The organism is Micromonospora sediminicola, assembly GCF_900089585.1.
GTDB lineage: Bacteria > Actinomycetota > Actinomycetes > Mycobacteriales > Micromonosporaceae > Micromonospora > Micromonospora sediminicola.
The window spans coordinates 4,249,110-4,268,453 of sequence record NZ_FLRH01000003.1; the positions used below are offsets into that span (position 1 = coordinate 4,249,110).

The 19,344-nt window shown below is 72.3% G+C and carries 11 protein-coding genes; 2 read left to right on the top strand and 9 right to left on the bottom strand.

Annotated features, from left to right (window positions below):
* Nucleotides 1-45 precede the first annotated feature (45 nt).
* On the bottom strand, nt 46-972 hold the full coding sequence (locus tag GA0070622_RS19520; RefSeq protein WP_245666427.1) for a DMT family transporter: 927 nt from the start codon (nt 970-972) through the stop codon (nt 46-48).
* Between the two features lie 22 nt (nt 973-994).
* Here GA0070622_RS19520 and GA0070622_RS19525 point away from each other — a divergent pair, with 22 nt between their 5' ends.
* Nucleotides 995-2,386: an aminotransferase-like domain-containing protein gene (locus GA0070622_RS19525; RefSeq protein WP_091575037.1), complete on the top strand. Its 1,392-nt coding sequence runs from the start codon at nt 995-997 to the stop codon at nt 2,384-2,386.
* A gap of 155 nt (nt 2,387-2,541) precedes the next feature.
* On the opposite strand, the gene GA0070622_RS19530 is transcribed toward GA0070622_RS19525, so the two are convergent.
* The 7 genes from GA0070622_RS19530 to GA0070622_RS19560 all read right to left on the bottom strand — a co-directional run bounded on the left by GA0070622_RS19530 (nt 2,542) and on the right by GA0070622_RS19560 (nt 16,207).
* Nucleotides 2,542-6,828 carry a galactose-binding domain-containing protein gene (locus GA0070622_RS19530; protein WP_091575041.1) on the bottom strand — a complete coding sequence of 1,429 codons (4,287 nt, stop codon included), beginning with the start codon at nt 6,826-6,828 and terminating at the stop codon, nt 2,542-2,544.
* A gap of 101 nt (nt 6,829-6,929) precedes the next feature.
* A complete protein-coding gene (locus GA0070622_RS19535) occupies nt 6,930-9,803 on the bottom strand; it encodes a galactose-binding domain-containing protein (RefSeq protein ID WP_091575044.1) in 2,874 nt (957 codons plus the stop codon).
* 191 nt (nt 9,804-9,994) lie between these two features.
* A complete protein-coding gene (locus GA0070622_RS19540) occupies nt 9,995-11,620 on the bottom strand; it encodes a glycoside hydrolase family 13 protein (RefSeq protein WP_091575047.1) in 1,626 nt (541 codons plus the stop codon).
* A 56-nt stretch (nt 11,621-11,676) separates the two neighbouring features.
* On the bottom strand, nt 11,677-12,564 hold the full coding sequence (locus GA0070622_RS19545; protein ID WP_091575051.1) for a carbohydrate ABC transporter permease: 888 nt from the start codon (nt 12,562-12,564) through the stop codon (nt 11,677-11,679).
* A 3-nt stretch (nt 12,565-12,567) separates the two neighbouring features.
* Nucleotides 12,568-13,527: a carbohydrate ABC transporter permease gene (locus GA0070622_RS19550; protein ID WP_091575054.1), complete on the bottom strand. Its 960-nt coding sequence runs from the start codon at nt 13,525-13,527 to the stop codon at nt 12,568-12,570.
* A gap of 57 nt (nt 13,528-13,584) precedes the next feature.
* Nucleotides 13,585-14,961: an ABC transporter substrate-binding protein gene (locus GA0070622_RS19555; protein WP_091575058.1), complete on the bottom strand. Its 1,377-nt coding sequence runs from the start codon at nt 14,959-14,961 to the stop codon at nt 13,585-13,587.
* A 244-nt stretch (nt 14,962-15,205) separates the two neighbouring features.
* Complete coding sequence (locus tag GA0070622_RS19560) at nt 15,206-16,207, bottom strand: LacI family DNA-binding transcriptional regulator (RefSeq protein ID WP_091575062.1); 1,002 nt, start codon at nt 16,205-16,207, stop codon at nt 15,206-15,208.
* Between the two features lie 212 nt (nt 16,208-16,419).
* Here GA0070622_RS19560 and GA0070622_RS19565 point away from each other — a divergent pair, with 212 nt between their 5' ends.
* Complete coding sequence (locus GA0070622_RS19565; RefSeq protein WP_091575065.1) at nt 16,420-18,450, top strand: glycosyl hydrolase family 28-related protein; 2,031 nt, start codon at nt 16,420-16,422, stop codon at nt 18,448-18,450.
* Nucleotides 18,451-18,512: 62 nt separating this feature from the next.
* On the opposite strand, the gene GA0070622_RS19570 is transcribed toward GA0070622_RS19565, so the two are convergent.
* Nucleotides 18,513-19,322, bottom strand: coding sequence for a SigB/SigF/SigG family RNA polymerase sigma factor (locus tag GA0070622_RS19570; RefSeq protein ID WP_091575069.1), 810 nt, complete (start codon nt 19,320-19,322; stop codon nt 18,513-18,515).
* Nucleotides 19,323-19,344 lie beyond the last annotated feature (22 nt).

Here is a 19,344-nt window from a genome sequence, read left to right on the forward strand (position 1 = left end):
CGCCGGCCGGTCCGATCCCGATCGGGCCGGCCGGCGAGGGGGGTGTCAGTCCCGGACGACCCGTGCGGGGGACGGGTGTGGCGTCGCGGCGCCTCGGGTGCGCTGGATGAGCACGACGCAGGCCAGCACCGCCCCGGCCGCGACGACCGCGCCGGCCGTGACCGCCTCGCCGAGCAGCAGTGCCGACCAGAGCAGCGTGAGCACCGGCTGGGCGAGCTGGATCTGACCGACCGAGGCGATGCCGCCCCGGGCCAGTCCGGCGTACCAGGCGAAGAACCCGAGGAACATCGAAACCACGGTGAGGTAGCCGAACGCAGACCAGGCCGCGACGCCGGCCTGCGGCCGGTCGGCGATCGCGGCCACCGCCGTGACCGGCGCGGTGACCGGCAGCGAGAGCAGCAACGCCCAGCAGATCGTGCGGGCGCCGCCGAGTTCCCGGGCCAGCACGCCGCCCTCGGCGTACCCGAGGCCGCAGAGCACCACGGCGGCGAGCAGGAACAGGTCGGCCGGGGACAACGCGCCGCGCATCGCGCCGCCGGTGGCGAGGAACGCGAGCACCAGCGCCAGCCCGGCGGCGCTGGCCAGCCAGAACAGGAGCGGCGGACGTTCACCGGCCCGGAGCACCGCGAACGTCGCCGTCATCGCGGGCAGCACGGTGACCACGACCGCGCCGTGCGCGGAGGTCTGCGTGGTCAGGGCGAGCGAGGTGAACAGCGGGAAGCCGACCACGACGCCGAGCGCGACGACCGACAGTCGACGCCACTGGCGGCGACCGGGCCACGGGGCGCCGGTCAACCACAGGTACGCCCCGGCGAGCAGCGCCGCGCCGACGGCCCGTCCGAACGCGACGAACCACGGGTCCAGTTCGTGCACGGCGACGCGGGTGGTCGGCAGCGACATGCTGAACGCGAGCACGCCCAGCGCGCCGAGGGCGACCCCGGCGCCCGGTCTGACCGTTACCGTCGCGGGCACGGTAGCGCTACTCTGTCTTGTCATGAATGATGGTAGCGCTATCGACCGGGTCGTCCAGCACCTGCGGGGGCTGGTGACGGCGAGCGCTCCCGGCGCGCAACTGCCCTCGGTGCGGGAACTGACCGCCCACCACCGCGTCTCCCCGGTGACCGTCGCCGAGGCGACCCGGCGACTGGTCGCGGACGGGCTGGTGGAGACCCGCTCCGGTCGCGGCTCGTTCGTCGCCGCCCGGCGCGCCGATCCGCCCCGCGCGGACCTGTCCTGGCAGACCGTGGCGCTGGGGTCGCGGCCGGCCGGCGAGGAGGAGATGCAGGCGCTCCTGGCGTTGCCGCCCGCCGGGACCCTCGCGCTGACCGGTGGCTACCTCGACCCTGACCTCCAACCCGCCGCCGCGCTCGGTGCCGCGCTCGCCCGCGCCGCCCGGCAACCCGCGGCGTGGCAACGCGGCCCGGTGGAGGGGCGCGCCGACCTGCGGGCCTGGTTCGCCCGTGCGGCCGGCGGCGGCCTGCGCGCCGAGGACATGGTGATCTGCCCCGGCGGGCAGGCCGCGCTCTCCTCCACCCTCCGGGCGCTCAGCACGCCCGGCGACACCCTGCTGGTCGAGTCCCCCACCTACCTGGGCGCGCTCGCCGCCGCGCGCGCCGCCGGGCTGCGGGTGGTGCCGGTGCCCGCCGACTCGGACGGGGTACGCCCCGACCAGCTCGCCGCCGCGTTCGCCCGCACCGGCGCCCGGTTGTTCTACTGCCAGCCGCTGCACGCCAACCCGCACGGCGCGACCCTGGCACCCGCGCGGCGCGCCGCGGTCGCCGAGGCGGTCCGCGACGCGGGCGCGTTCCTCGTCGAGGACGACTACGCCCGCGACCTGACCATCGACGGCGAGGCGCCGCCCCCGCTGGCCGCCGACGACCCGGACGGGCACGTCGTCTACCTGCGGTCGCTGACCAAGCCGGTCGCGCCCGGCTTGCGCATCGCCGCGCTGGGCGCGCGCGGTCCGGCCGGCGCCCGGCTGCGTGCCGCCCGCCTGCTCGACGACCTCTTCGTCGCCGGGCCGCTGCAACAGGCCGCGCTGGAGTTCCTCACCGCGCCGGCCTGGGACCGGCACCGTCGTGCGCTGCGCACCGAGCTGCGGGCCCGCCGCGAGGCGCTGCTCGCGGCCCTGGACCGGCACCTGCCGTCGCTGGCCCCACGCGACGTGCCCCGGGGTGGCCTGCACCTGTGGGTCCGGCTGCCCGACGGCACCGACGACGTCGCGGTGACCACGGCCGCCGCCGCGGCGGGCGTCACCGTCTTCCCCGGCCGCCCCTGGCACGCCGCCGAACCCCCGGCCCCGCACCTGCGCCTCACCTACGCCGCCGCCCCACCGGCCCTGATGGACGAGGCGGTCCGCCGCCTCGCCACCGCCCTCCCCCACTGAGCAGACCTCACACCCCCCGATCTTGCAGTTGCACACCCCCGATACCGGGCGCAGTCCGGCATTCCACGAGCCGAAAGTGCAAGATCGCGGGAAGGGGGGCGGGCGTGGCGGGGCCGCCGGGGAGGTGTCTCCCCGGCGGCCCTTGGTCGGCGTGGTCAGTTGCGGGTGATGGTGAATGTGCTGGTGGTGTTCTTGATGTCCTGGGCGTTGTCGGTCAGGCGCAGGTTGGTGAAGGTGGCCGCGCCGACCGCGGGGCCCTGACCGGCCTCGGGCATCTCGTTGACCCAGATGCCGAAGCCGGACTTGGCGTCGAACGCGTCACCGCTGCGCCGCGCCCCGGAGATCGAGACGTTGGTCAGCACGGTGTCGGTGATCGGGTTCTCCGGCTGGCTGCCGGTGTACTTGGTCTGGAACATGATCCCCGAGTACGTCGGATCGACGATGTCCACGTCGCTCACCCGGATGCCGCGGAACTCCTTGGACGCGGAGAACAGCCACATCGCCGGGAACGTCTGCGCGCCCCAGAAGTGCCCGCCCGAACGGATCAGCGAGATGTTCTCGAACCGGGTGGGCGGGCTGGCGCCGAACCCGACGAACGGGTAGCCGAAGTCCAGCGAGCTGATGGTGATGCCCGAGTACGTCAGCTGGTCGGCGATGTAGAGGTTGCGGAACACATTGTCGTAGCCGCCGTACACGGCGATGCCGGCCGCCCGCCAGGTCAGCGTCGCGGTCAGGTTCTCGAACACGTTGCCGTGGTTGCCGCCGGAACCGCCCTGGTCGGTGGCGGAGAACAACGCGAACGCGTCATCGCCGTTGGAGCGGCCCTCCGAGTTGGTGACCAGGGCGTTGGTGCTGCCGTTGGTCATGTTCACCGCGTCGGCGAAGGTGTTGCGGAACCGGCTGTCCCGGATGGTCAGCCCGTCCACGCTCACCCCCCAGTAGGCGCAGACGGTGTGCTCGACCCAGACGCTGTCCAACGTGAGGTTGTCCACGTCCTTCAGCTCGCCCCACACCTTGCCCGGACCGTCGATCCGGTTGGTGTAGTTGCCGAAGAAGGCGAGGTGGGAGAAGGTCGCCCCGCTGGCCGAGGACTCCACCCGGAAGCCCGCGTCGGTGTTCTGCTGGTTCGTCGGGGTCTGGAAGCGGGTGTACCACATGCCCGCTCCGACGACCTTCACCGCCTTGCCGTACACCTGGAGCTTCTGTGCGGTCTCGTAGGTGCCGGCGGGCAGGTAGACGCCGACCAGTGTGCCGGTGGTGTCCATCCGGACCGCGTCGAGCGCGTTCTGCACGTCGGCGTGGCTGAACCCGGTCGGCACCTTGTAGCGCGTCGGGTCCGGGTTGGCCCGGGGCGACACCAGCTCGGTGTTGACGAAGTCGATCGCGTACGTGGTGCTGTTCGCCGGGTCCTTCTGGAGCCGGATCCGGCTGCCCGCCGGGACGGTGGAGTTGAGCAGCACGTTCGCCTCGTCGTACAGGTGCCGGGGTGCGCCCGCGCTCGGCGAGTCGCTCGGGCCGGCCTCGGCGCCGTAGAGCCAGATGTGCTTCGAGGTGAGGCTGATCGGCTTGTGCAGCACCCCGTTGACGTAGACGTTCAACGTCGAGTCGATCCCGCCGCCGCCCGCGGCGTCCGGGATGGAGAAGCGGGTGACCAGGGCGTTCGCGGCCGACCTGGTGGTCCACTCGACGTACGCGCCGGTGGTGTTGAGGGTGACCGCCCGCCGGCCGGACGCCTCGCCGGCCAGGTCCCCGATCGTGCGGTTGGGGCCGATCACCTGCGCGCCGCCGCCGACCGAGCCGTCCTCGGCCTCGTACATGTCGTAGCCCAGGTCGGCCCCGCGACCGACGAACAGCGCGCGGTCGCTGGTGTTGTTCTGCCGCTTCACCGGCAGCTCGTTGGCGTCGTCGGCGAGCACCACCCGGACGGTGTACCGGCCGTTGGCGGCGGTCCAGGTGCCGAGCGACACCGGACCGGCGGTGGCCCCGGCGGCGATCGTGCCGGAGTACGCGCCGGTCAGCGTGCGGACCACGGAGCCCGAGTCGTTGAGCACGGTGAGCGTGATGCCGTGCGACCCGCTCGCCGAGGCGATCGTGCCCTGGTTGCGCAGCGTCACCGCGAAGCTGACCGTGGCGCCGGCGGCCGGCGTCCCCGGCGACCAGGTCACCGCGGACGCGACCAGGTCGGAGCTGGCCACCGGGCTGACCGTCAACGCGGTCGGGTTGGTCCAGGAGTTGTTCGCCTCGTTCTGCTCGATCACCGCGTTCGACTCGTCGACCTTCGCGGTGAGCTGGTAGCTGCCGGCGTTGCGCGCGCCGATGCTCGCCGAGACGGTGCTCGACGCGCCGGCCGCGAGCGCGCCGACGGCGGCGGTGCCGACCTTCGTCGTACCCAGGTAGAGGTTGACGTTGGTGGCGACGGACGCCGCGCTGCCGGCGTTGCGCACGGTGGCCGACAGGGTGATCGCGTCGGTCTCCACCGGGGCGGACGGAGAGGCGGTCAGGGCGGTGACGGTGAGATCCGGGTTGGGTGCCGGGACGCCGATCACCTGGAACTCCGCGACCTGGCCGTTGGACGAGCCGGAGTTCGCGGTGAACTGGAGCCGGACGTCCGCGGCGGTGGCCGAGACCGGGACGGTCACGGTGTTGCTGCTGTTGGGGTTGAAGGAGTAGGTGGCGGAGGCGACCAGGCTGGTGAACCCGGAGGCGGACTGCTCCCGGCCGAGCACCTGGAACGTCTGGGTGCGCGCGCCCCAGGCCGGGTCCGGGTTGAGCTTCACCACGACCGCGCTGATGCTCGCGTTGGCGCCCAGCGCGACGGTGAGCGTGCTCGGGTACGTGCCCGGCGCACCCTCCCAGTAGGTGGTGACGTCGTTGTCGACGGCGTTGGCGGCGTTGAACACGTGCACCACGGACGAGGCGGTGGCCGGCTTGCCGACCGCCAGGTTGGTGCCGCCGGTGGTGCTGCCGGTACGGGTGACCGTGTTGCTGTTCGCCGACACGTTCCCGGCCGCGTCGCGGGCCCGCACGTGGTAGGAGACGGTGGCGCTGTCCGGCTGGCTGTCGGTCCAGGTGAGCGTGGAGCCGCTCACGGTGGTGCGCAGCGACCCGTTGGCGTAGACCTCGTAGCCGCTGACGCCGACGTTGTCGGTCGACGCGGTCCAGGTCAGCCGGATCTGCCCGCTCGCCGGCTGGGTGTAGGCGAGGTTGGCGGGCGCGGTGGGCGCGGTCGTGTCGCCGGTGTTGCCGGCGCGGGTGACCGTGTTGCTGTTCGCCGACACGTTGCCGGCGGCGTCCCGGGCCCGCACGTGGTAGGACACGGTGGTCCCGGCCGGCTGGGTGTCGGTCCAGGTGAGCGTGGTGCCGCCGACGCTGGTGCGCAGCACGCCGTTGGCGTAGACGTCGTAGCCGGTGACGCCGACGTTGTCGCTGGACGCGGTCCAGGTGAGCCGGACCTGGTCGGTGGCCGGCTCGGTGAACGCCAGGCTCCCCGGCGCGGTCGGCGCCTGGGTGTCCCCGGTCGCCGGGCCGTATATCTCCAGCTCGGAGAGCTGCCCGGCGGGCCAGGCGCTGTTCGCGGTGAACAGCAGCCGCAGGTAGCGGGTGGACGCGGTGGGCACGGTGACGGTGACCGTGTTGCCGGCGGCGGGGTCGAACGCGTACGACGCGGACCCGACCAGGGTGCCGAACGAGGAGCCGGTGGTGCTGCCCTGCACGGTCAGCGTCTGGTTGCGCGCGCCCCAGCCGGTGGGCAGCCGCAGCACCAGCCGGTTGACGCTGGTGGCGGCGCCCAGGTCGGCCTGGATCCACTGCGGGAACGCGTTGTTCGGGCTCTCCCAGTAGGTGGCCGCGTTGCCGTCGTTGGCGTTGCCGGCGGCGTACACGTCGGAGTGGCCGCTCTCGGTCATGGTCTTACCGAGCGCCAGGTTGGTCGACGAGGAGGCGGTGCCGTAGACCTCCAGCTCGGCGAGTTGGGCGGCGGCCCAGCCGGTGTTCGCGGTGATCACGACCCGCAGGTAGCGGGCGTCGGTGGCGGAGAAGCCGAGCGTCACGGTGTTTCCGGCGGCCGGGCTGAACGACCGGGCGGCGGACGCGACGACCGTGGCGAAGCCGCTGCCGTCGGCGCTGGCCTGCACGGACAGCGTCTGGCTGCGCGCCTCCCAGGCGGCCGGCAGCTTGAGCACCACCTGGTCGACGGCGCGGCTGGTGCCGAGGTCGACCTGGGCCCACTGGGGCAGCGTGCCGCTGCTCTCCCAGTAGCTGCCCTGGTTGCCGTCGGTGAGGTTGGCCGCGACGTAGGGGCCGTTGACGCTGCTGGCGGTGGCGGTGCGGCCGGCGGCGAGGTTCGGGCCGCCGGCGGCCAGGGCCGGTGGGGCCGGCGCCGCGGTGACGGCCAGGCCGACCGCGGCGAGCACCGCGACGACTCTGGTACGGAGTCTGGACATGGTGGACGGACACCTTCTTCCGGGGGAGGTGGAGAGGCGTTGACGGGGGTGTTGGGGGGTGTGGTGCGGCGGGGACCCGGGGCGGGTCCCCGCCGCGCCGGTCAGGAGGCGTAGACCTCGAACTCGGACAGCTGGCCGGCCGGCCAGCCGGTGTTGCCGGTGAAGGTCAGCCGCACGTAGCGGCGGTCGCCGGAGGGCAGCGCGATCGACACGCTGTTGCCGCCCGCCGGGTCGAACGTGTACCCGGCCGCCGCCTTGAGGGTGGCGAACGACGAGCCGTCGGTGGAGCCGAGCACGGCCACCGTCTGGGTGCGGGTCTGCCAGGCCGTCGACGGCGGCAGCTTGAGCACCACCCGGGACACCGTGCGGGCGCTGCCCAGGTCGACGGTGACCGACTGGGGGAACGCGTTGTTGGCGCTTTCCCAGTAGGTGGTGGCGTTGCCGTCGACCGTGTTGCCGGCGCCGTAGACGTCGGCGTGGCTGGTCTCGGCGACCGGCCGCCCGGCGGCGAGGTTGCCGGTGGGGGGCGCGGTGGTGGTCGGCGGGGTGGTGGTGGGCGGCGGGGTGGTCGTCGTGCCGTCGCCGTACACCTCCAGCTCGGAGAGCTGGGCCGCCGGCCAGCCGGTGTTGCCGGTCGCGGTGACCCGGACGTACCGGCGGGCGCCGGACGGCAGCGCGATCGACACGCTGTTGCCGGCCGCCGGGTCGAACACGCGGCCCGCCGACGCGGCGAGCGTGCTGTACGAGGAGCCGTCGGTGGAGCCGAGCACGGACAGCGTCTCGGTGCGGCGCTCCCAGCCCGCCGGGAGCTTGAGCACCACCCGGTCGACGGTGCGCGACGCGCCCAGGTCGACCGTCAGCGACTGCGGGAACGCGTTGTTGGCGCTCTCCCAGTAGCTGGCCGCGTTGCCGTCGACCGCGTTGCCGGCCGCGTACGTCTGGTTGACGCTGGTGGCGGTCGCCGGCCGGCCCAGGGCCAGGTTCCCGCCGGTGGGCGGCGGGGTGGTCGGGGGCGTGCTGGTCGGCGGCGTCGTGGTCGGGGGCGCGGTGGTCGGGGGCACGCTCGTGGGCGGCGGGCTGGACGGCCCGTTGCCCCACTGCGGCTGCGGCCACGGCCCGCAGTACGGGGTGGACGTGTACCAGCCGGAGTTGCCGGCGCCCTGGGTGATCTGGAAGCCGCTGCCGACGCAGTTGTGCATCGGGTTGGCCTGGGCGATGTTGGTGGCCCGCACGTTCGTGAAGCTGACCTGGCTGGGCGCCTGGACCTGGAGCGCGTACGTGCCCGCCCCGTCGATCCGGACGTTGCTGAACGAGATCCCGCTGGTCTGCCCCTCGATCCAGTGCAGCGCCGCGTAGGAGCTGTCCAGGATGTCGGTGTCGGTGACGTTGATCGCCGCGCCCTGGATCGGCTCGTTGAGCGCGGAGAACCAGATCGCGCCCACCCCGAACTGCCAGTTGTAGTCGGAGTTGCCGTTGCGGATCAGCGTGTTGCGGGCGACCGTGATGGTGCCCGCGACGGCCGTCGACCCGGTGACGCCGGGATAGCGGTTCGCCACGTGGATGCCGCCGCCGTTGGTCACCGAGTCGGCGGTCACGTTGTCGGCGATGGTGATGTCGCGCCCGCCGTACGTGACCAGGTGGTTCGCCAGGACCGTCACGCCGATGGTGTTGTGGGTGAAGGAGTTGCCGACATTTGGCACGCTCTGCGCCCACATGGCCAGCGCGTCGTCGCCGGTGTTGCGGACGAACGTGTTGGTCACCGTGGAGTTGGTGACGCCCCAGTGGAAGTTCACCCCGTCGGCGGTCTGGTCGAGGATGCGGCTGTTGCGGATGGTGAAGTTGTCCATCGGGCCGTCCATCCAGGCGCCGACCTTGGTGTGCTGCAACCAGAGGTTGTCCACCACCGAGTTCGTCATCGCGCCGCCGAGCGCGTTGACCTGGTCCTCGTCGACGCGCTCGCGGATGTCGCCGATGATGGCGAAGTCCCGCAGCGTGACGTTGCGGCTGGGGCCGCCGGCCTCGTGCGAGCGGATCTCACCGGAGTAGCCGCCGCCCGGCACGTACTTGCCGTAGATGCCGGCGGCGCGCTTGCGGTCGGTGGGGTGCCGGCCGCCGAGCACCGAGTACCACGGCCCGGCGCCGCGCAGCGTCACGCCGTCGACCACCACGTGGTCCCAGAGCGTGAACGTGCCGGAGGGGATCCACACCGCCTTCCCCTGCGCCTTGCCGGCGTCCACCGCGGCCTGGAACCTCGCGGTCGAGTCGGTGGCCCCGGTCGGGTCCGCGCCGAAGTCGGTGACCACGTCCAGCACGCCGGACGGCTTGCTGATCGGCGCGCCGACCAGCTCGAAGTCGGCCAGGTCGATGGTGAACGTGGGCGACTGCGCGGTCGAGGAGACCTGGAGGCGGATCTTCGTGCCGGCCGGGTAGGTGGTGCCGAACATGGCCCGGGTCTCGTCGTAGAAGTGGTGCGGGTTGGTGTCGCCCGGGTTGTTGTTGAACGGGTAGCCGCCGTAGTACCAGCCGTACCGGGAGGTGACCGGCACGGCCTTGACCAGGGTGCCGTTCGCGCGCAGGTCGATGCTGGCGTCCCGGCCGGTGCCGGCGGCGCTGTCCGGCAGGCTGTAGCGGAAGGTGACCGCGTTCGCCGGGGCGGCGAGCGTGAACTCGACGTACTCGCCGACGGCGTCGAGGGTGACCGCCTCCCGGCCGGACGCCTCCGACGGCAGCGTGCCGTAGCGCCGGTCGGGGCCGATCTTCGTGCCGTTGTGGGCGACCTGCTCCGCCTCCTGCTCGCGGAACGGCACGGTGGCGCCGCGGCCGGAGATGTCGAACGGGGACAGGCCGGCGGCGTGCGCCGGGGTGGCGGTGGAGGTGAGCGCCACGACGGTCAGTGTCGAGGCGGCGAGCGTGGCGGCGGCCAGGGCCGCGAGCCCGGTGGTGCGGTGGCGGTGCGGGGTGCGGTGCTCGGCCATGCGGGGTGTGCTCCCTTTCGTCGGTGGCCAGGTCCCCCGTGCGGCGGTGCGGCGTCCTGCTCCTTCCTCCCCAGGTGTCCGGTGACGGCCGGGACGGGCCGTCCGAGGCGGCGGCGCCGACGACGGGCTCGTCGCCGGGCGGTTCGCGGTGGCGCCGGCGACGGGACGGGGGCCGTCGGCGCCACCGCGGTTCAGGCCGATCGGGTGCGCAGCCAGACGGCGGTGTCCGGTGGCAGCCGGTCGTCGTCGAGCGGACCGCTGGCCAGCAGCAGCTCCTCGTGCGCGGGTAGCGGCAGGGCCCGGTCACCGAGGTTGACCAGGCAGGCGAACCCGGGCTCGCGGGCGAAGGCCAGCACCCGGTCGGGGGCGGGCAGCCAGCTCAGCGGGCCGTCACCCAGCGCGGGGTCGGCCCGGCGCAGCGCCAGCGCGGCGCGGTACAGCTCCAGCATCGAGTGCGGGTCGCCGGTCTGGGCGCGGACCGTGCGGTCCTTCCAGTCCGCCGGCTGCGGCAGCCACGGCACGGCGGCCGCGCCGTCGGGGCTGAACCCGAACGGCGGGTCGTCGCCCTGCCAGGGCAGCGGCACCCGGCAGCCGTCGCGGCCGGGGTCGACCCGCCCCGAGCGCTCCCACATCGGGTCCTGCCGCAGCTCGTACGGGATGTCCTCGACCTCCCAGAGCCCCAGCTCCTCGCCCTGGTAGACGTAGGCGGCGCCGGGCAGCGCCAGGGACAGCAGCGCGGCGGCCCGGGCCCGGCGGGTGCCCAGCTCCAGGTCGGTGGGGATGCCCTCGCGCTTGGCGGCGAAGCTGAACCGGGTGTCTGCCCGGCCGTAGCGGGTGACGTGCCGGGTGACGTCGTGGTTGGACAGCACCCAGGTGGCCGGGGCGCCGACCGGGGCGTGCGCGCCCAGCGTGCCGTCGATGCTCTCGCGCAGCGCGGTGGCGTCCCAGGCGCAGCCGAGGAAGTCGAAGTTGAACGCGGTGTGCAGCTCGTCCGGGCGCAGGTAGTTGGCGAAGCGCTGCCGGTCCGGCAGCCACACCTCGCCGACCAGCGCCCGCTGGCCCGGGTAGTCGTCGGCGATGCGCCGCCAGGCCCGGTAGACGTCGTGCACGCCGTCCTGGTCGCGGAACGGGTGCGGCCGGTCCGGGTGGACCTCGGGCAGCGTGCCGTCCTTGACCAGCAGGCCGGCCGAGTCGATCCGGATGCCGTCCACGCCCCGGTCGAACCAGAACCGCAGGATGTCCTCGAACTCGGCGCGTACCCGGGGGTGGTCCCAGTTGAAGTCGGGCTGCTGCGGGGCGAACAGGTGCAGGTACCAGTCGCCGGGGGTGCCGTCCGGGTCGGTGGTGCGGGTCCAGGTCGGGCCGCCGAACTCGCCGGTCCAGTCGGTGGGCGGGAGGTCGCCGCCGGGACCGCGTCCGGCGCGGAACCAGAACAGCTCCCGCTCGGGGGCGTCCGGTCCGCCGGCCAGCGCCGCCCGGAACCACGGGTGCGCGTCCGAGCAGTGGTTGGGCACCACGTCGACGATGGTCCGGATGCCGAGCGCGTGTGCCTCGTCGATCAGCGCCTCGACCTCGCCGAGGGTGCCGAAGACCGGGTCGATGTCGCGGTAGTCGGACACGTCGTAGCCGGCGTCGGCCATCGGGGACGGGTACCAGGGGCTGAACCAGATCGCGTCGACACCGAGCGCGGCGAGGTGGTCCAGGCGGGAGCGGATGCCGGCGACGTCACCGATCCCGTCGCCGTTGCCGTCGGCGAAGCTGCGTGGGTAGACCTGGTAGATCACCGCTGATCGCCACCACGGGCTGCTGTCGACCATGGACACGGGCACCTGCTTTCTGCGGGTCGGTTCTGATGCGGCGGGCGGTGCGCCCGTCAGCCCTTGAGGCCGCCGGTGGTCAGGCCGGACATGATGTTCCGTTGGAAGATCAGGAACAGCACGACGGTGGGGATCGCGGCGATGACGGAGGCGGCGATCACCACGTTCATCGGGGTGCCGCCGGAGAAGGCGTAGATGCCGACGCTGACGGTCCGCGTCTCCGGCGACGGCATGACCAGCTTCGGCCAGAGGAAGTCCTTCCACACCGCGGTCACCGCGAAGATCGCCACCACGCCGAGGATCGGGCGGGACATCGGCAGGACGATCGACCAGAGCGTGCGCAGCGGCGAGGCGCCGTCCATCACGGCGGCGGCCATCAGGTCCTCGGGGATCGAGTCGAAGAACCGCTTGAGCAGAAAGATGTTGAACGCGTTGGCGACCAGCGGCAGCCAGATCGCGAACGGCGAGTCCAGCAGGTTGAGGTGCACGATCGGCAGGTCGATCACGGTCACGTACTGCGGGACGATGAGCACCATCGCCGGGATCATCAGCGTCGCCAGCATCAGGCCGAGGATCAGCCCGCCCAGCACCGGGCGCAGCTTCGACAGCGCGTACGCGGCGGCGGTGTCGAACACCAACTGGAACAGCACCGCGCCGGTGGCGTAGTAGAACGTGTTGAACAGCAGTTTCGCCAGGTCGAGGTTGGTCCAGGCGTCGACGTAGTTCTGCGGCTGGGGGTCGCGCGGGAACAGCGACGGCGGGGTCTGCGCGATCTCCTGGCCGGACTTCAGCGCGCCGGTGACCATCCAGTAGAGCGGTCCGAGGAAGACCAGGGTGAACGCCACCACGACCACGGTGAGCACGGTCCAGTAGAGGACCCGGCCGCGACCGCGCCGCAGTTGGGCCGGGGAGATGAGGGTACGGGTGGTGCTGTCGGCTGCCATGTCCTAGTCCTGTCTCGCGGTCAGTCGCACGTAGACGGCGGAGAACCCGGCCAGCACCACCAGCATGATGACGCCGAGTGCGGCGGCGCCGTTGAGGTCGTTCTGGAAGAACCCGTGCTGGTAGATCAGGTAGGCCACCGAGGTCGCGGAGTCCTGCGTGCCGGCGCCGTTGGCGAGGATCAACGGCTCGATGAACAGCTGCATGGTGGCGACGATCTGGAGCATCGCCAGCAGCGCGAGGATCAGCCGGGTCTGCGGGATCGTCACGTGGAGGATCCGGCGCCACACCCCGGCGCCGTCGATCTCGGCGGCCTCGTACAGCTCGCCGGGGATGTTCTGCAACGCCGCCAGGTAGATCAGCACCGCGCCGCCCATGTTCATCCAGGTCGACGCCAGCACCATGGCGGGCATCGTCATCGTGGGCGACTGCATCCACTCCGACGTGGGCAGGCCCACCGCGGCGAGGATCGCGTTGAACAGCCCCGCCTCGCTCGGGTCGTACGCGTAGAACTTGAACAGGAACAGCGCGGACGCCGGCGGCAGCATCACCGGCAGGTAGACCAGCACCCGCAGGTAGCCCTTCGCGTGCCGCAACTCGTTGAGCAGGATCGCCACGAGGAACGGCACGGCGTAGCCGAGCACGAGCGCCAGGCCGGTGAAGACGAACGTGTTCTTCCAGGCCGTCCAGAAGCTCGGATCGGCCATGATCCGGGTGTAGTTGTCCCAGCCGACCCAGGTGGTCTCGCCCCGGCGGGTGCGCTGGAAGCTCATCACGACGCCGCGGACCATCGGGTACCAGGAGAAGACGGCGAAGCAGGCGACCGCGCCGATGAGGAACGTGTGCCCGGTGAGGTTGTCCCGCACCCTGCGGCCGAGCCCGGCCCGGCGCGCGGCGACGCGCGGCGGTGTCGGTGCGGGACGGCCGGGACGGCGGGTGGCACCCGGGGCGGTGGTGAGCGCCAAGGCGACTCCTGCGGTAGGGGGTGGGGGCCGGTCGGGGCCGACCCCCACCCGGTCGGGTCAGCTGCCGGCGGCCAGGAGCTGGTTGACCTTGTCCTCGGCGGTCTTGAGCAGGGCGTCGATGTTCGCGTTCGGGTTGGTCAGCACCCCGGACATCGCCGCGTCGAGCACCGCGTAGATGGCCTGCGCGTTGCGCGGCTCACCCTTGATCGGCACCGGGTTGGCCTCGAAGACCGCGAAGTTGGTGGTGTCGACGTTGGCGTTGGCCTTGCGCAGGTCGAGTTCCTGCTTCTGCGCGTCGCTGCCGTTGGTGAACAGCAGCGGCTGGGGCAGGCCGACCGGGTAGTTCTGCGGCTTGGCGCGGACGTAGTCGAACTGCCCCTTGCCCGGGGTGAGCTTCTGGTAGGCGATCCACTTCAGACCGGCCTTGACCTGCTCCGGGGTGAGGCCCTTCTTGAAGAAGTAGCCCTCGCCGCCACCGAGGGTCGCCTTGGCCGGGCCGTCCTGGCCGGGCAGCGGGCCCATCGCCCAGTCCTGGTACTTGCCCTGGAACTGGCTGACGATCGCCTGGGTGGCGTCGGGGGCGCCGATGAACATGCCGACCTTGCCGGCGCCGGCGTTGGTCAGCAGGTCGCCCCACTGCAGGAGCTGGCGGCTGCCCATGCTGTTGTCGCCGTAGCGCATGTCCTTGAGGTTCTGCAGGACCTGCTTGCCCATCGGGTTGTTGAAGTCGGCCTTCTTGCCGTCGGCACTGAGCACCTGGCCGCCCTGCGAGTAGAGCAGCGAGGTGAAGTGCCAGCCGCCGGTGTTGCCGGCGCTGTACTCGGAGTAGCCGGCGACGCCGCCGCCGAGCGCCGAGATCTTCTTGGCCGCGGCCCGCACCTCGGACCACGTCTTCGGCGGGTTGGCCGCGTCGAGGCCGGCCCGCTGGAACAGCGCCTTGTTGTAGATCAGGCCCATCGAGTAGTTCTTCACCGGTACGCCGTAGAGCTTGCCGCTGTCGGTGAAGACCTCCTTGAGCGCCGGGTCCACGCTGTCCCAGGTGGGGATGGTGTCCTTGGTGGCGTACTCGGTGATGTCCATCGCCTGACCGGAGTCCAGCACCTGCTGCAGGTCGGTCATGTAGCCGTAGAACACGTCGGTGACGGTTCCGCCGGCCAGGCGGGCGGTGAAGTCCGGCGGGTTGTTGCACTGCTCGCCGACGCTGACGCTCTTGACCACGATGGTCGGGTTCTGCCGCTGGAACTCGGCGACGTCGTCGTTCCAGTTCTTCAGCAGTTCCTTCTGCGCGCCGACCGGCTGGCAGTCGACGGTGATGGTGACCTTGCCGCCGGCCTCGCCGGAGTCGTCGCTCTTGGTGGAGCACGCCGCGAGGCTGAGCCCGAGGCCGGCCGCGAGGGCGACCGCCGCGACCTTCCGATACTGCGGTACGGACATGTGTCCATCCCTTCGGGAACGGGTGTATCGATGGTTTGCACTGATCTGCGGTGACCGCGCGGCTGCCGCGCCCCGGGTCCGGTGGAAGTGGAGTCAATGTAGCGACGCCGACTCTTTACAGCAAGGTGTCGACTCGAATACGAAAGAACGCGACTTTGCAACGGCTGATCACGACGGAGGCGTTTGGGGGCACAAAAAGGCCGCCGACCGCGGGTAGCGGTCGGCGGCCGGGTGGCCCGCCGGGTCAGGTACGGGGAGCGGGGGCGGTGGAGCCGCGTACCACCAGCTCGGGCTCGAAGAGCAGCTCGTCGTGCAGCACGCCGGCCCCCTCGATCTGGGTGACCAGCAGGTCGACGGCGGCCTGGCCCATCGTCTCGATCGGCTGGCGCACCGTGGTCAGCGGCGGGTCGGTGCAGGTCATGAACGCGGAGTCGTCGAAGCCGACCACCGAGACGTCGGCCGGCACCGCGCAGCCGAGCCGCCGGGCGGCCCGGATGGTGCCCAGCGCCAGCACGTCGCTGGCACAGACGATGCCGGTGGCGCCGCGTTCGATCAGCTTCGTGGCGGCGACCCGCGCGCCCTCCATGGAGAAGCTGGACCGCTCCACGAGGGACCGGTCCTCGCCCCAGCCGGCGGCGCGGACCATGGCGTCGAGCTTGCGGCGCGAGGGCACGTGGTCGGCCGGGCCGAGCACGATGCCGATCCGCTCGTGGCCGAGGGAGCGCAGGTGCCCGTACGCCTGCTCGACGGCGACCGCGTCGTCGGTGGACACCCGGGGGAAGCCCAGTTCCTCGACGCCGGCGTTGACCAGCACCACGGGCAGGCCGCGATCGGTCAGGCGCCGGTAGTGCTCGTGCGAGGCGTCCGCGAGCGCGTACGAGCCGCCGGCGAAGATGACGCCGCTGACCTGGTGGTCCAGCAGCATCTCCACGTAGCCGGACTCGGGCACGCCGCCGATGGTGCGGGCGCAGAGCGCCGGGGTGAACCCGCGTTGGGCCAGGGAGCCGGTGACCACCTCGGCCAGGGCCGGGAAGATCGGGTTCTGCAGCTCGGGCAGCACCAGACCGACCAGCCGGGCGCGCTCCCCGCGCAACTTGGTCGGGCGCTCGTAGCCGAGCACGTCGAGGGCGGTCAGCACGGCCGTCCGGGTCACCTCGGACACGCCGCCGCGGCCGTTGAGCACGCGGCTCACGGTCGCCTCGCTGACACCCGCCTTGCGGGCCACCTCCGTCAAGCGTTTCGTCACGGCGGCAATCCTACGTCGGTTTCTTGCAAGAAAAGAACAGCCAACCCGCCCAATTCTTGACGTTCCGACGCCCAGGTGGAGTGAAAGATTCGAACATAATGATGCTTGAAAGAGGGCAGGGCGCAGGAATAACATGAGGCACCTTGTCGACGGGCGCCCCTCACCCGCGCCGAGGCCACCACCGTCCCCTCCTCGCGAAAGTGGGTGCTCCGATGCAACGGAGCGTGGAAGGCACCACGGGCCGCCGCCCGTGCGTGCCGCGGATCCTCGCGGCGGCGGTCACCGCCGCCGCCCTGGTCGTGCCGCCCGGCTCCGCCGCCGCGGCGACCGCGCCCCCCGGCCCGGCGCCGGCGGTCACCCGGGCCGCCCTCGACCCGGCACTGGTGGCCGGGCGCGGCGCCGCCGTCGACTACGTCGAGCAGGAGGCCGAGAACGCCCGCACCACCGGCACCGTCATCGGCCCCGACCGATCCGCCTACACTCTGGCCGGCGAGGCGTCCGGCCGCCGGGCCGTCCGCCTGCTGCCCGGCCAGTACGTCGAGTTCACGCTCCCCCGGGCCACCAACGCGCTGACCGTGCGCTACAGCATCCCCGACGCGCCGCGCGGCGGCGGCATCACCGCGCCGCTGCGGGTCGCCGTCGGCCGGGCGCCCGCGCGCACCATGACGCTCACCTCGCAGTACGCCTGGCTCTACAACCAGTACCCGTTCACCAACGACCCCGACGCGGACCTGCTGCACCCGGACTGGTGGATCACCGAGTGCTCGTGCGTGCCGGCGGCCACCACACCGACCCCGGTCGTCGCCAAGCCGTTCCGGCCGCACCACTTCTACGACGAGCAGCGGATGCTGCTCGGGCGGACCCACCGGGCCGGCGAGGTGGTCCGGCTGACCGCGCCGACCGGCACGGCCGCCGCCTGGACCGTGATCGACCTGCTGGACGCGCACCTGGTCGCCCCGCCCCGGGTGGTTCCCCGCGCGGTGAACGTGCTCGCCTTCGGCGCCGACCCGACCGGGCGGCGCGAGTCCGCCGGCGCGTTCGACCGGGCCGTGGCGCACGCCCGCCGGGTGGACCGGCCGCTGTACCTGCCGCCGGGTGTCTTCCAGGTCAACCGGCACGTGATCGTCGACGACGTGACCATCGTGGGCGCCGGCAGCTGGTACACCGTCGTGAAGGGACGCGAGGTCGCGCTCGACACCCCGGCGCCGGACGGGTCCCGGCACACCGGCGTCGGCTTCTACGGCCGCGACGCGGCGGACGGCGGCAGTCGCCACGTCCACCTCTCCGGCTTCGCGATCGAGGGCGAAGTCCGCGAGCGCGTCGACACCGACCAGGTCAACGCCATCGGCGGAGCACTCAACCACAGCACCGTCGACGGCCTCTATCTGCACCACACCAAGGTCGGCATGTGGTTCGACGGTCCGATGACGGGGCTGCGGGTCACCGACACCGTGATCGCCGACCAGATCGCCGACGGGCTCAACTTCCACACCGGCGTCACGCACTCCTCGGTCACCAACTCGGTGGTCCGCAACAGCGGCGACGACGCCCTGGCCATGTGGTCGGAGGGGACCGCGAACGCGTCCAACACGTTCGCGTACAACACCGTGCAGTCGCCGGTGCTGGCCAACGGCATCGCGCTCTACGGGGGCGCCGACCTGACCGTCGCGCACAACCTGGTCGCCGACCCGGTCCGCGAGGGCAGCGCCATCCAGATCGGCTCCCGCTTCGGGGCCGAGCCGTTCGCCGGCCGGATCCGGATCACCGGCAACACCACGGTCCGGGCCGGCACCTACGACCTCAACTGGAACATCGGCCTCGGCGCGATCTGGTTCTACGCGCTGGACCGCAGCATCGACGCCGACATCCAGGTCACCGGCGACGCCTACCTGGACAGCACCTACAACGCGATCATGCTGGTCAGCGACTGGCCGGTGAAGGACAGCGTCCGGATCGACAACGTGCGGTTCCACGACATCCGGGTCGACGGCACGGGCACCTCGGTGGTGAGCGCCCGCACCGCCGGCGGGGCCAGCTTCGCCGACGTCGACGCGCGCAACGTGGGCGCGGTCGGGGTGAACAACTGCGGCTCGTTCCACTTCACCCCGGCCGGATCCGAGTTCGGCCTCACCGACCTCGGCGGCAACGACGGCGGCTGGCTGGCCCCGTGGCTGCTGCCGAACACCATCACCTGCGACGACCGGCCGCCGGTCGTGCCGCCGCCCCCACCCACCACCTGGTGAACGACGCGACCGCCACCGGCCGGGGGGCCGGTGGCGGTCGGGGCGCGGTGTGCGGTGGTGGATCAGGCCTCGGTGAGCTGACCCCGCAGCTTGGTCAGGGCGCGGGCGAGCAGCCGCGACACGTGCATCTGGGACACGCCGACCCTGGCGGCGATCTCGCTCTGGGTCAGGTTGCCGTAGAAGCGCAGCGTGAGGATCTTCTGCTCGCGCTCGTCGAGCGTGGCCAGCGCCGGGCCCAGCGAGGCGCGCAGCTCGGCCAGCTCGTACTCGTTGTCCTCGCTGCCGAGCGTGTCGCCCAGCTCGGTGGCGCTGTCGCCGTCGCCGATCGGGGTGGAGAGCGACACCGCGTTGTAGGCGCGGGCACCCTCCAGGCCCTCCAGCACCTCTTCCTCGGTGACGTCGAGGTGGGTGGCGATGTCGGCCACGGTCGGGGCCCGGTTGAGGGTCTGGGTCAGCGTGCTGTTCGCCTCGGAGATGCGCAGCCGCAGCTCCTGGAGGCGACGCGGGACCCGGATGTTCCAGGTGCGGTCGCGGAAGTGCCGCTTGATCTCGCCGAGGATGGTCGGGATGGCGAAGCCGGCGAAGTCGACCCCGCGGGAGGCGTCGAACCGGTCGACCGCCTTGATCAGGCCGAGCGCCGCGGTCTGGGCCAGGTCGCCGGCCGGCTCGCCGCGACCGCTGTAGCGGGCGGCCAGGTGGTTGGCCAGCGGCAGCCACGCCTCGATGACCTGGTTGCGCAGGCTCGCCCGCTGCGGGTGGTCCGCGGGCAGGGCGGCGAGCGCCCCGATCAGCTCGCTGGCGCGGGACTCCTCACCGGTCTGCGGCGCGCGGTGCACCTCGGTGGCGGACGGTGCCATGGTCATCGTGGTCATGCTGCCCTTCCTGTCCTTGGAG